The sequence below is a fragment of the Haloactinospora alba genome (genome assembly GCF_006717075.1).
Taxonomy (GTDB): domain Bacteria; phylum Actinomycetota; class Actinomycetes; order Streptosporangiales; family Streptosporangiaceae; genus Haloactinospora; species Haloactinospora alba.
On record NZ_VFQC01000001.1, the window covers coordinates 3,602,231 to 3,615,121 of the forward strand.

A 12,891-nucleotide genomic window follows, 5' to 3' on the forward strand; every position below is an offset into this window, starting at 1 on the left:
ATCCCCCAAAACTCGAAATCAAGCCCATACAGCCCTGCTTTATGTAATCTGCTCCTCGAGGTGCTTGATTTCCGACGCAAGGCTCGACCATTTTTCGCGGAAGCTCGGCCAAGCAGAAACCAAGGACTCCGGGGAAACATTTTTCTCGTGCTCCAGGGAAGAGAAATTATGTGACACTCGATCCCAGGTAGCCGTCAGGGAACCGGCACTCTCCATCACCCTGTGCAGACTTCGGAAATAGACAAGCACTTCATCACTGATCTCGACCGAAACCGCCAGACTCATATCAGATTTCGCCAAATCAGTGTGCGCAGACTGCAACTCTTTTATATGATCCTTGAAGTCGCTCATCGCTTTCTTCGACTTTTTGCTCGACTCGGGTATGTCGATAACAGAATCTGATATATCATCAGAATCGCCCGAGGCCTCCCCTTCTTTTTTCGCTCTTGCCTTCTCAATGGAACCGGCGATGGAGTTTATTATCTTCCCTGCGTCTTTCCCAATGTTTTTCGTACAACGGGAAAACTCCTCAAGATCGTCTTCTATGTCCTTGTTGATCTTTTTTATCCTTTCCCTCTTATTGTTAATTTCACCATCATTTCCAGAGAGTCTATTTATCCTGCCATCCAGATGTTTTTCCAAAAAATCCACATCGTACTTCGCCCTCTCTTGGAACGAAACGAGACCGTTGAAAAACCCCCGCGAAAAAGACTTGTTGTCCTCCAGCTTCCTCTTCGTCAGGTCCATCCGCGCTAAAAACTTGTTGGTACTCTCTCCCGGGGACGGAAGCTGATCGACAATGAGCTTGACTCCCTCCAGTATATTTATCGCCTCCGGAATCTTTTTCTCAAGGTAGTCTTTCGCGTGTTCCTCTACGTGTCCCTGGCAATCGACCAATGACTGTTTTTCATCCGCTTCTCCCAGGGCAAGAGTCACATCAGGCTGCCTCTGAACGACCAGCGCCCGGGCGCGCGCTGTCAGCATGTTTCCCATGAGGGAGTCGATGTCATCGGAGATCCGGCCGGGACCCAGGTCGGGTACTGTCGTTGTCGTTTCGGACACTCTCGGACCTTTCTTCGGTATACGCGCACTCCAAAAGGGGACCCGCTACGTCTGCAGGCGGACCCCCGAAAAGAAACGAAAAACACGCGCTCGCTCCAGCCCCGATGCTAGGAACCCATATTTTCTGTGGCACGCACCCATGGGACACCTGTCCTTTCTTTAAATAATATTGGTGAGATCTTTCTTTCTCGGGTGGGAGAGGTCCCGTGGTTCTCGTGCCACGGGAGGGCTGTGCCGCTGATCGTCGTAGGTGGAAGGTGCAGGGCAAGACAGGGACACCGGGATCATCCACGGGGACGGGGCACACGCGTGGTGTCCCGTCCCTTCCGGCTTTCCGGGGAGGGAGCCCCGGAAAGCCGGGCGCCGCGTGCAGAGTCCGACTTCGCGGGCGGGATCTCCCCGGGCCCGTCCCCGGAAGCGCCGCCGTGGCCCTGCGTCTGCTGGCGCGCCGCCACCGGATCACCCACGGCCGCCGCTGCTATCCGCTGGGGCGCTCGCCCGCTGACACCAGCGGCCTGACCGCCCGGCGAACGCTTCCGGTCAGAGCACGAGGCCGGTGACCCTGGCCCTTCCGTGGCAGAGGCCCCTTGACACCCTGTGTGTTAGCGCTAACAATATTTCCTACGTCACAACGGCGTTTCCCCGGCGTTGCGAGGATTGGGGGTGCCATGCCGGCTGCGAACGGGCACAGCCCTGTCATGGCCGACGTCGCGCGGATGGCGGGAGTGTCGCACCAGACGGTCTCGCGCGTGCTCAACGGGCACCCCAACGTCAAGGCCGAGACCCGCACGCGGGTGGAGATGGCCATCGATGAGCTCGGATACCTCCGCAACTCCTCGGCGCGGGCACTGGTGACCCGGCGCACCAGTGTCATCGGGGTCATCGCGTTCGACCCGACGTTGTACGGTCCGGCCAGCACCCTGGGCGGGATCGAGCGCGCCGCCCGCGCGGCCGGCTACTTCCTCAGCGTCGTCACCCTGCAGACGGTCACCCATGAGGCCGTCCGCGAGGCGATGGACTACCTCGCCCAGCAGTCGGTCGAGGGCTACATCGTGATCGCTCCCCTGCGTACCGTGGTCGAGGGTCTGGCGGACCTTCCCCACGGGCGCCCGGTGGTCGCCGTCGAGGGCGGGCAGGCGCCGGACATTCCGGTGGTCTGTGTGGACCAGCCCGGTGGGGCCTACCTCGCCACCCGGCACATGATCGAGCTCGGTCACCGCACCGTCCACCACATCGCCGGCCCGCACGACTGGCTGGAGTCCGAGGGGCGCGTGGCCGGGTGGCACCGGGCGCTGGAGGAGGCCGGCGCTCCGGTGCCCGAGCCGCTGTGGGGGAACTGGCGCCCCAGGGAGGGCTACGAGCTCGGCCGGCGGCTCGCCGACGACCGCGAGGTCACCGCGGTGTTCGTGGCCAACGACCAGATGGCGTTGGGTGTGCTGCGCGCGCTCGGGGAGGCGGGACTGCGCGTGCCGCAGGAGGTGAGCGTCGTCGGGTTCGACGACGTACCCGAGGCGGAGTTCTTCACGCCGCCGTTGACGACGGTGGCCCAGGACTTCAGCGAAGTGGGGCAGCGCAGCATCGCGTTGCTGCTCTCGCTGCTGGAGGACTCCGAATCGCCGGAGTCGGCCCCCAAACGCGACGTCGTACCGGCACGGCTGGTGACCCGCCAGAGCACCGCACCCCCGTCGACCAGATAGCCCGCCACGTCTCTCCTGGAGCCCCCCGTGAATCCAAATGTTAGCGCTAACATTTCATCTGATGTCGTCATCGGCGTCGACTTCGGGACCCTGTCGGGAAGGGCCGTCGTGGTCCGGGTCGCCGATGGCGCTGAGCTGGCCAGCGCCGTGCACGACTTCGAGCACGGCGCGGTCACCGAGGCGCTGCCGGGGTCGGGCGTCTCCCTCGCGCCCGACACGGCACTACAGGTCCCCGACGACTACCGCGCTGTCCTGCGCGAGGCGGTCCCCGAGGCCCTCGCCGCAAGTGGCGTACCCGCACAACGGGTGATCGGGATCGGCACGGACTTCACCGCCTCGACCTTCATGCCCACGACCGCCGACGGCACTCCGCTGTGTGAGCTGTCCGAGCTCGCCGACCGGCCGCACGCCTACCCGAAGCTCTGGAAACACCACGCCGCCCAGCCCGAGGCGGACGAGGTCAACGCTGTGGCTGAGAAACGCGGCGAACCGTGGCTCGCGCGCTACGGCGGTCGGATATCGGCCGAATGGGAGTTCCCCAAGGCGTTACAGGTCCTTCGGGAGGACCCGGAAGTCTACGCCCGCGCCGAACGGTTCATTGAGGCCACCGACTGGATCGTCTGGCAACTCTGCGGCAGCGAGAACCGCAGCGCCTGCGTGGCCGGGTACAAGGGGATCCACCAGGACGGCGCGTGGCCCTCGCGCGAGTACCTGGCCGCGCTCGACCCCCGCTTCGCCGACTTCGTCGCGGACAAGCTCGCCCACCCGCTCTCCCCACTGGGCGGGCGCGCAGGGGGGCTCACCCACGCCGCAGCGGCGCTGACCGGGCTTCCCGAAGGAACCGCGGTCGCCGTTGGCAACGTCGACGCCCACACCACCGCGGCCGCCGCGCGAACCGTCGCACCCGGCCAGATGCTGGCCATCATGGGCACCAGCACCTGCCACGTGCTCAACGCGACCGGGTTCGCCGAGGTCCCGGGCATGTGCGGGGCAGTACGCGACGGCATCGTGACCGGGTCATGGGGCTACGAGGCCGGGCAGAGCGGCGTCGGGGACATCTTCGGCTGGTTCGCCGACGGGTTCGCCCCGTCCGGGTACGCCGACGAGGCCGCCGAGCTCGGGATCACCGCGCACGAGCTGCTCTCCCGGAAGGCGGCGGAGCAGCCCGTGGGAGCACACGGGCTGGTGGCACTCGACTGGCACAACGGCAACCGGTCGGTCCTGGTCGACCACGGCCTCTCGGGCGTGGTCGCGGGCATGACCCTGGCAACCCGCGCCGAGGAGGTCTACCGGGCTCTGATCGAGGCCACCGCGTTCGGCACCCGCACCATCGTCGACGCGTTCCAGAATTCCGGCGTCCCCGTCGACGGGTTCACCGTGGCCGGCGGACTGAAACGCAACGACCTCGTGCTGCGGATCTACGCCGACGTGCTGAACCGCCCGCTGCACGTGGCCGACTCCGATCAGGGCCCCGCCCTCGGAGCCGCGATCCACGCCGCCGTCGCCGCCGGCGCTTACCCCGACGTTCCCGCCGCCTCCGAGGCGATGGGCAGCGTCACCCGCGACGCGGTACTGCCGGACCCGGCGCGGGCCGCCGACTACGACGAGCTCTACGCGGTCTACACCGACCTGCACGACCACTTCGGCCGCGGGGGCACCGAGGCCCTCCACCGGCTGCGCCGCATCCGCGACAAGAACCACACCAGGTAAGGCATATCATGACACTCCCCACCGAGGCCGTCGAGCGCGTCCGAGAGGACGTCTGCGCCCTGCACTCCGAGTTGCTCCGTTGGAACCTGGTGACCTGGACCAGCGGGAACATCTCGGCCCGGGTCCCCGATTCCGACCTCATCGTGATCAAACCGAGCGGTGTCAGCTACGAGGACCTGTCCCCGGAGTCCATGGTCGTCTGCGACCTCGACGGCGCCCTCGTCGACGGGCGCCACTCGCCGTCCAGCGACACCGACGCCCACGCCTACGTGTACCGCGCCATGCCCGAGGTCGGCGGGGTGGTGCACACCCACAGCCCGTATGCCACCGCGTGGGCCGCCCGCGACGAGCCGATCCCGTGTGCCATCACCGCGATGGCCGACGAGTTCGGCGCCGACGTACCGGTCGGCCCGTTCGCCCTCATCGGCGGTGACGACATCGGCAGAGGAATCGTCGCGACACTGACCGGGCACCGCTCACCGGCGGTGCTGATGCGCAGCCACGGGGTCTTCACCATCGGCGACTCGCCGAAGGCCGCCGTCAAGGCCGCGGTGATGTGCGAGGACGTCGCTCGCACCGTGCACCTGGCACGCGAGCACGGTCCCGTCGAGCGGCTTCCCCAGGAGCACATCGACGCACTCTACGAGCGCTACCAGAACGTCTACGGCCAGAGATGAGGAACATGACTGAGACCCTGCCGCGCATCGGCGTCCTGGGGATCATGCAGCCCCTGTACGACGACATGATCCCGGGGATCACCGAGCATCAGGCCGCATACGCGCGACGCGTCGCCGAGAGCCTCGAACCGGTCGCCGAGTGTGTCACCAGCGACCCGGTGCGCAGCCGCGACGACGCCGAACGCGCCATGCGCGAGTTCGAGAACGCCGGCCTCGACGGTGTCCTGGTCGTGATGCTCACATACGGGCCTTCGCTGCGCGTGACACGCGTGTTCCGCGAGCTGCGACTGCCGGTCTGCCTGGCCAACATCCAGCCGGATCCGGCGGTGAGCCCCGAGTGGGACATGGATGACATGACCTACAACCAGGGCATCCACGGTGCCCAGGACACCGCCAACGCGATGGTGCGGGCGGGGGTTGCCTTCGACGTGGTAACCGAGGAGTGGCCGAGCGGGGCCTTCCGCGAGCGCGTCGGGCGCTGGGCGCGGGCGGCCCGCGCCGCCACAGGGTGGAAACGCCTCAAGGTGGGCGTGTTCGGCTACGCCATGAACGGGATGGGCGACGCCCGGTTCGACGAGACCGCGCTGGTGCGCGCCCTCGGCCCGGAGGTGGTGGCGATCGCGCCGGGGGCGCTGCGCCGCACGATGGACGAGCTGCCCGATTCCGAGGTCAGCGCGCTCATGAGCTGGGAGGACGAGCGGTTCGAGATCGACGGGCGACTGTCCGGGGAGGAACGCGCGGACCACGCCCGCATGCAGCTCGGGATCGAGCGGCTGCTCACCGAGCACGGCTGCCGAGCGTACTCCACGCACTTCGACGCCATCGGTGAGGACGGACGGTTCGACCGGCTTCCCATGGCCTCGGCCTCATCCCTGATGGCCCGGGGGTACGGCTTCGCCGGTGAGGGTGACGTGCTCGCCGCCGCGATGGTGCACGCCGGGCACCAGCTCGCCGGGGACGGCCACTTCACCGAGATGTACGCCATGGACTACCCGAGTGACTCCCTTCTCATGAGCCACATGGGAGAGGGAAACTGGCGGGTCGCCCGCGACGACGAGCCGGTGCGGCTCATCAAGCGGCCACTGGCCATCGGGAACCTCGACGATCCCCCTACGGTGCTGTTCCGGATCAAGCCCGGCCGCGCCACGCTGGCCTCGCTGGTCGCGTTGGGCGGTGAGCGGTTCCGGATGGTGGTCGCCGAGGGCGAGGTGCTGGACTCCCAGCGGCTTCCGGCCCTGGAGATGCCCTACGGCCAGTTCCGCCCGGACTCGGGGATCCGTGACTGCATGGACGCTTGGCTGCGCAACGGGGGAACCCACCACATCGTGATGAACCTCGGCTCCGTGGCCGCGGAGTGGCGAGTGTTCTGCGAACTCACCGGAATCGAGTTCGTCCAGGTCTGACCCGGAGGGGATCGGCCCCTCCAACCGACAGCACGCAGGCACCACGAATCCACTCGCAGGGGCGGCGCTGCCCGGGGGACGCCGCCCCCTCACACCTCGAACACGCACGCGGTTCGGGGACGCAGCAGCGCACGACAGGCAGGAGAGTTGCCATGCGCGCTAGACAGGAACACACCCCCGGCCCGGGCGCCCGGAATCGGGCGCCGCGTCCTCCGGCAGCATCCTGCGGATGGAGCGGGTGCAGCCGCCACCACGACCCGGCGAACGGTGCGGCGGCGGTGCATCGCCGTCAACCACCGCACCGGCGACCCCGTGACTCCCGGCATCGGCCCGCGCGGGATGCGAGCCGAGGGCGCCACCGAGCGCCGCGCGCCACCCCGGCTTCCGGCTACAGGACGACCTCCTCGGCGTCGTGCAGCCCCCGGTGCCCGGACGGCCGCACACCGGCCGTCCCCGGTCCTGCCCCGACACGGTCCACACGACGCGGCATCACCGTGTAACCAGCGAAAGAGGTGTCTCACATGAGGATGAAACCAATCGGAGCGGCGCTGTTCGCGGTGTCGTTGACGATCCCGCTCGCCTCGTGCGGCGGTGTCGGCGACGCCGCACGCGACGCCGGGGAGAACGGCACGATCGGCATCTCCATGCCCACCCAGTCCTGGGAGCGCTGGGTGCGGGACGGCGACAACATGGTCGCCGAGCTGGAGGAGGCGGGCTACGGCACCGACCTGCAGTACGCCGAGGACGTGGTGGAGGACCAGGCCGCCCAGATCGAGAACATGATCACCAAGGACGTCGACGCCCTGGTCATCGCCGCTGTCGACGGTGAGTCGCTGACCGAGGTCCTGGACTCGGCCGCCGAGAACGACATCCCCGTCATCTCCTACGACCGGCTCATCCGCGGCACGGAGCACGTCGACTACTACGCGACCTTCGACAACTTCGAGGTGGGCGTGCTCCAGGGACGCTACATCGAAAAGGCTCTCGACCTGGAGAACGAGGAGGGGCCGTTCACCATAGAGCTGTTCGGCGGCTCCCCGGACGACAACAACTCCTACTTCTTCTACGACGGCGCCATGTCGGTGCTGGAGCCCTACATCGAGGACGGCGTTCTGAACGTCGTCAGCGGGCAGACGGAGATGGACCAGATCGCCACGATGCGCTGGGACGGCGCTGAAGCCCAGGAGCGCATGGACAACCTGCTCAGCGCGCACTACAGCGACAGGGACCTCGACGCCGTGCTGTCCCCCTTCGACGGGATCAGCACCGGGGTGATCTCCTCCCTCAAGGGGGTCGGCTACGGCGAGGAGGACAAGCCGCTCCCGGTGATCACCGGACAGGACGCGGAAGTGGCCTCGGTGAAGTCGATCATCGCGGGTGAGCAGACGCAGACCGTGTTCAAGGACACCCGCGAGCTGGCGGAGGTCGCCGCCGGTATGGCCGACGCCGTCGTGCAGGGCGAGGAACCCGAGGTCAACGACACCGAGAGCTACGACAACGGCGAGAGGGTCGTCCCGGCCCACCTCCTCGAACCGGTCTCGGTCGACGCCGACAACTACGAGGAGGAGTTGGTCGAAAGCGGTTACTACGAGGAGTCGGATCTCAAGTGAGCGACCTCATCCTCCAGATGCGCGCGATCTCCAAGGAGTTCCCCGGTGTCCGGGCGCTCTCGGATGTCGACCTGCGGATCCCCCGCGGTGAGGTCCGGGCGCTCGTGGGAGAGAACGGTGCCGGCAAGTCCACCCTGATGAAGGTACTCAGCGGTGTCCACCCCCACGGCGACTACACCGGGGAGATCCTGGTCGACGGTGACGTGCGGATGTTCTCCGGAATCCGCGACAGTGAGCGGGCGGGGATCGTGATCATCCACCAGGAGCTGGCTCTCGTCGGGAACCTCTCCATCGCCGAGAACATCTTCCTGGGCAACGAGCGGGTGCGCGGGGCCGGCCGCATCGACTGGGGACGTACCGTCAGCGACGCCCGCGATCTGCTGAGCCGGGTGGGGCTGGACCGGGACCCGACGCTTCCGGTGTCCGCGCTCGGCGTGGGTGAGCAGCAGCTCGTGGAGATCGCGAAGGCGCTCTCGAAGCGTGTACGGCTGCTCATCCTGGACGAACCGACGTCGGCACTGAACGAGGCGGAGAGCGACAACCTGCTACGGCTGCTGACGGAGCTCAAAGCACAGGGCATCACGTCGATCCTCATCTCGCACAAGCTGGACGAGGTCGCCAGGGTCGCCGACACGATCACTGTGCTTCGTGACGGCCGCACCGTCGAGACCATGGCGCTGGCCGAGGGCGGGGTCGATGAGGACCGCATCATCAGCGCGATGGTCGGCCGCGACCTGCAGCACCGCTTCCCCGAACGCACACCCCGCATCGGCGGGGTCCGGTTCGAGGTGCGCGACTGGAGCGTCGACCACCCCACCCAGCTGGGGCGCCGCATCGTCGACGGTGCCACCCTGACGGTCCGGCGCGGCGAGATCGTGGGCCTGGCCGGGCTGATGGGCGCGGGGCGGACCGAGTTCGCGATGAGCGTGTTCGGCCGCTCCTACGGGCAGTACGTCAGCGGGACCGTCCACAAGGACGGGGAGCGGATCCGCACCGGCAGCGTCGCCGACGCCGTCGCCAACGGCATCGCCTACGTCCCGGAGGACCGCAAGCAGCTCGGGCTCGTCATGGACGACGACATACGGCACAACCTCACGCTGCCCGGGCTGCGGCGGGTCAGCCGCCGCGCGGTGATCAACCCCGCCGAGGAGTCGGTCGCCGCCGAGAGGCTGCGCGGCCAGTTGCAAGTGAAAAGCCGCGACATCCACCAGGCCGCCAGAGACCTCAGCGGCGGCAACCAGCAGAAGGTCGTGCTGGGCAAGTGGATGTTCACCGAGCCGGAGCTGCTCATCCTGGACGAGCCCACCCGCGGGATCGACGTCGGCGCCAAGTACGAGATCTACATGATCATCCACCGGCTCGTGGAGCGGGGAGCTTCCGTGCTGATGATCTCCTCCGAGCTGCCGGAGCTGCTGGGGATGTGCGATCGCGTCTACGCGATGCGCGAGGGGCGCGTCACCGGGGACGTCGCGGGTTCCGAAGCCGACCAGGAATCCCTCATGCGGCTCATGACGACGACAGGACCGTGACGATGACGAATGCGTGGGCCACGGGAATGAACACGATACGCGACATGCTGCGGAACAACGCACGACAGTACGGCATGGTGATCGCGCTCGCCGTCATCGTGGTTCTGTTCCAGATCCTCACCGGCGGGCTGCTGCTGCGCCCGCTCAACATCACCAACCTGGTGATGCAGAACTCCTACGTCCTGGTCCTCGCGATCGGGATGATGCTGGTGATCATCACCGGCCACATCGACCTGTCCGTCGGTTCCGTCGTGGCCTTCGTGGGTGCCGTGACGGCGATCATGCTGGCCGACCTGGGGCTTCCGCTGCTGGTCGTCCTCCCGGCGGCTCTGCTGCTGGGGGCGGCCATCGGCGCGTGGCACGGCTTCTGGATCGCCTACATGCGGATCCCGGCCTTCATCGTGACCCTGGCCGGGATGCTGATCTTCCGGGGTGCCACCCTGCTCGTGCTCGGCGGGGAGTCAGTGGGCCGGCTACCGTCGTCGGTGCGTTTCCTGGCCGGCGGTTTCGTTCCCGACCTCGAGGTCGGCGGGGTGCATGTGCTGCCCCTGGTGATCGGGGCCGCGGCCTCGGCCGCACTCGTGGGGATCCAGTGGAACGACCGGGCACGCAACCTCCGGCACGGCCTTCCGGCCTCGTCCGCGCGGCTGAACTCGCTGACGTCGGTCCTGACGACGGCAGTGGTCATGGTGTTCAGCTACATGCTGGCCCTGCACAGCGGTGTTCCGGTGGTCGGGCTGCTGCTGGTCGCGCTGATCGTCGGGTACGCGTTCCTGATGAGGTCCACCACCGCCGGCCGGCACATCTACGCCGTGGGCGGCAGCGAGCGCGCCGCGATGCTGTCCGGGGTGGACACCCGCCGCACCACTTTCTGGGTGTTCGTGAACATGGGGACGCTGGCCGCGCTGGCCGGTGTGCTCTTCACCGCGCGGTTGAACCTGGCGACGCCGGGTGCCGGAGAGATGTTCGAGCTTGACGCGATCGCCGCGGCGTTCATCGGCGGCGCCTCGGCCTCCGGCGGCGTGGGCACCGTGATCGGGGCCGTTGTCGGTGCACTGGTCATGGGCGTGATCAATAACGGCATGTCGATCATCGGGCTGGGAGTCGACTGGCAGCAGCTGATCAAGGGCCTTGTTCTGCTGCTCGCGGTGGCCTTCGACATCTACAACAAGAAGCGCGCCGCGGCCGGCGGCGCGAAAACGAGCGCCGCGGACTCCAGCGGACCCGACACCGGCCCGAGCTCCGAGGAGAACGAGCGGGAGCCCGTTCCCGCGGGCCAGTCCCGGACGTGACCGGAAGCGGGCGGCCCGCGGCGCCACCGCAACGCCCCCGACCATCACGGAAAGCGGGCACTGGCCGGATCCGGCCAGTGCCCGCGGTCGCGGAACCCCGGTTTGGCCGCCCCGGGTCGTGGCCCGGGCTCTGACAGCGGCCTCGGCCGGGCACCGTACTCAGAGCCCGGCCCCTGGCGGGCTGTTCCCGGACCCGTTCTCGGGACCGCCGCCGGTGTCCGGGCTGTCCCCGGGGTCGTCCCCGGGCCCGGTGTCGGGGTGGACCACCCCCTCCTCGGCGAGGTTCTGCCACACCCGCGCCGTCAGCTCCTCGCGCTGCAGGCCCCGCTGGATACGCAGCTGCAGGCGCCGTTCCGCGCGCAGGGAGCGCACCATAGCCACGCACATCGCGATCATCACCACGCTGAACGGCAACGCGATGATGACGGCGGCGTAGCGCAGCGCCGTCAGCCCGGTCTCGCCGCCCACCGTCAGCAGCGCCACCGCCACGGCCCCCTCCAGCAGGGACCAGAACACCCGGCTCCACACCGGCGGGTCGGCCCGCCCTCCGGAGGCCAGCATGTCGGCGACCAGCGACCCGGAGTCCGAGGAGGTGACGAAGAACAGTGCCACCAGCACCACCGCGAGCCCCACGGCCACCGTTGCCCACGGCAGGCTCTCCAGAAGCTCGTACAGCGCCCCTGCCTGGGACACCGACCCGTCGTCGCCGATCAGCCCGCCGTGGAACTGTGCACCCTCGCGTCGCAGCTGGTGCCACAGCGCGCTTCCCCCGAAGACCGTGAACCACACCAGTGTCACCGCGCTGGGCACGAGCAGCACCCCGGCCACGAACTCCCGTACGCTGCGCCCCCGGGAGATGCGGGCGATGAACACTCCCACGAACGGCGCCCAGGCGATCCACCAGCCCCAGTAGAACACCGTCCACCAGCTCTGCCACTCCACTCCCCGCTCACCGGACAGGGCGGAGGTGTTCAGGCTGATCCGGACGAGGTCCTGGGCGTAGACCCCAACGAGCTGCACGCCCTCACGCAGCAGGAACAGGCTCGGTCCGGTGACCGCGACGAACACCAGCAGCGCACCCGCCAGCCCCAGGTTCAGCCTCGACAGCAAGCGGATGCCGCGGTGCAGCCCCGTGGCCACCGAGACTATGGCCAACAGGGTGATCAGCCCGATGATCAGGACCTTCCCGGCCAGCCCGGGATCGCGCACCAGGTCCAGGGCCTCCAGCCCGGCCGCGATCTGGGACACTCCCAGCCCCAGCGAGGTGGCCACCCCGAACACCGTGCCGACGACCGCGGTGACGTCGATGACGTCGCCCAGCGCGCCGCGTACCCGGCGTTCGCCCAGCAAGGATTCCAGCGCCCAGCGCAGCGACACCGGCCGCCCCCGGCGGTGCACCGTGTAGGCCACGGCCAGACCCACCACCGCGTAGATCGCCCAGGGGTGCAGCCCCCAGTGCACCAGCGTCTGCACCAGCGCGCCCTCGGCGACCCCGGCCGCGTCACCGCCCTGCAGCATCTCCGGGGACCGGTTGGGTATGCCCGCGAAGTGGTGCAGCGGCTCGGCCACACCCCAGAACACCAGTCCGATGCCCATACCGGCACCGAACAGCATCGCGAACCACGATCCCAGGCCGAACTCGGGCTCCGCGTCGTCGGGTCCCAGTTTCACCTCGCCGCTGCGTCCCACCACCGTCCACAGCGCGAACACCACGAACGCCGACACCACGGCCACGTAGTACCAGCCCAACGAGTCCACGACGGCGTCCTGGGCCGCGGTTATCCACGTGAAGGAGGCCCCGGGCAGCGCCATGGCCAGCACCACGAACGCCACGATGAAACCGGCGGCCGGGAAGAACACCCCCGGCCGCACCGCGCGCTCGCCCCGATACCGCCCGGACTGAGCCATGAC

At 68.0% G+C, this 12,891-nt stretch carries 9 protein-coding genes; 7 read left to right on the plus strand and 2 right to left on the minus strand.

Annotated elements, in window-relative coordinates:
• Positions 1-39: 39 nt before the first annotated feature.
• The gene (locus tag FHX37_RS16315; protein ID WP_141924701.1) at positions 40-1,062 is read right to left on the minus strand and encodes a hypothetical protein; all 1,023 of its coding nucleotides are present in this window, start codon (positions 1,060-1,062) and stop codon (positions 40-42) included.
• A 668-nt stretch (positions 1,063-1,730) separates the two neighbouring features.
• Here FHX37_RS16315 and FHX37_RS16320 point away from each other — a divergent pair.
• The 7 genes from FHX37_RS16320 (at position 1,731) to mmsB (ending at position 10,980) form a co-directional block, all read left to right on the plus strand.
• Positions 1,731-2,759: a LacI family DNA-binding transcriptional regulator gene (locus FHX37_RS16320; RefSeq protein WP_246062320.1), complete on the plus strand. Its 1,029-nt coding sequence runs from the start codon at positions 1,731-1,733 to the stop codon at positions 2,757-2,759.
• 27 nt (positions 2,760-2,786) lie between these two features.
• A complete protein-coding gene (gene araB / locus FHX37_RS16325) occupies positions 2,787-4,469 on the plus strand; it encodes a ribulokinase (RefSeq protein ID WP_141924702.1) in 1,683 nt (560 codons plus the stop codon).
• Between the two features lie 8 nt (positions 4,470-4,477).
• Positions 4,478-5,146, plus strand: a complete 669-nt coding sequence (locus FHX37_RS16330) for an L-ribulose-5-phosphate 4-epimerase (protein ID WP_141924703.1) — start codon at positions 4,478-4,480, stop codon at positions 5,144-5,146.
• 5 nt (positions 5,147-5,151) lie between these two features.
• Positions 5,152-6,549 carry an L-fucose/L-arabinose isomerase family protein gene (locus FHX37_RS16335; protein WP_141924704.1) on the plus strand — a complete coding sequence of 466 codons (1,398 nt, stop codon included), beginning with the start codon at positions 5,152-5,154 and terminating at the stop codon, positions 6,547-6,549.
• A 521-nt stretch (positions 6,550-7,070) separates the two neighbouring features.
• Complete coding sequence (chvE, locus tag FHX37_RS16340) at positions 7,071-8,159, plus strand: multiple monosaccharide ABC transporter substrate-binding protein (RefSeq protein ID WP_141924705.1); 1,089 nt, start codon at positions 7,071-7,073, stop codon at positions 8,157-8,159.
• 17 nt (positions 8,160-8,176) lie between these two features.
• The gene (locus FHX37_RS16345) at positions 8,177-9,688 is read left to right on the plus strand and encodes a sugar ABC transporter ATP-binding protein (protein WP_141925312.1); all 1,512 of its coding nucleotides are present in this window, start codon (positions 8,177-8,179) and stop codon (positions 9,686-9,688) included.
• Between the two features lie 2 nt (positions 9,689-9,690).
• The gene (gene mmsB, locus FHX37_RS16350) at positions 9,691-10,980 is read left to right on the plus strand and encodes a multiple monosaccharide ABC transporter permease (RefSeq protein ID WP_141924706.1); all 1,290 of its coding nucleotides are present in this window, start codon (positions 9,691-9,693) and stop codon (positions 10,978-10,980) included.
• A 159-nt stretch (positions 10,981-11,139) separates the two neighbouring features.
• Here the strand turns inward: mmsB and FHX37_RS16355 are convergent, their stop codons facing one another.
• Positions 11,140-12,888, minus strand: a complete 1,749-nt coding sequence (locus tag FHX37_RS16355; RefSeq protein WP_141924707.1) for a BCCT family transporter — start codon at positions 12,886-12,888, stop codon at positions 11,140-11,142.
• Positions 12,889-12,891: the final 3 nt, after the last annotated feature.

Coding starts and splice junctions, on each gene's coding strand:
- FHX37_RS16320 (WP_246062320.1), top strand. CDS start 1,731: ATGCCGGCTGCGAACGGGCACAGCCCTGTCATGGCCGACGTCGCGCGG.
- FHX37_RS16330 (WP_141924703.1), top strand. CDS start 4,478: ATGACACTCCCCACCGAGGCCGTCGAGCGCGTCCGAGAGGACGTCTGC.
- FHX37_RS16335 (WP_141924704.1), top strand. CDS start 5,152: ATGACTGAGACCCTGCCGCGCATCGGCGTCCTGGGGATCATGCAGCCC.
- chvE (WP_141924705.1), top strand. CDS start 7,071: ATGAGGATGAAACCAATCGGAGCGGCGCTGTTCGCGGTGTCGTTGACG.
- FHX37_RS16345 (WP_141925312.1), top strand. CDS start 8,177: ATGCGCGCGATCTCCAAGGAGTTCCCCGGTGTCCGGGCGCTCTCGGAT.
- mmsB (WP_141924706.1), top strand. CDS start 9,691: ATGACGAATGCGTGGGCCACGGGAATGAACACGATACGCGACATGCTG.
- FHX37_RS16355 (WP_141924707.1), bottom strand. CDS start 12,888: ATGGCTCAGTCCGGGCGGTATCGGGGCGAGCGCGCGGTGCGGCCGGGG.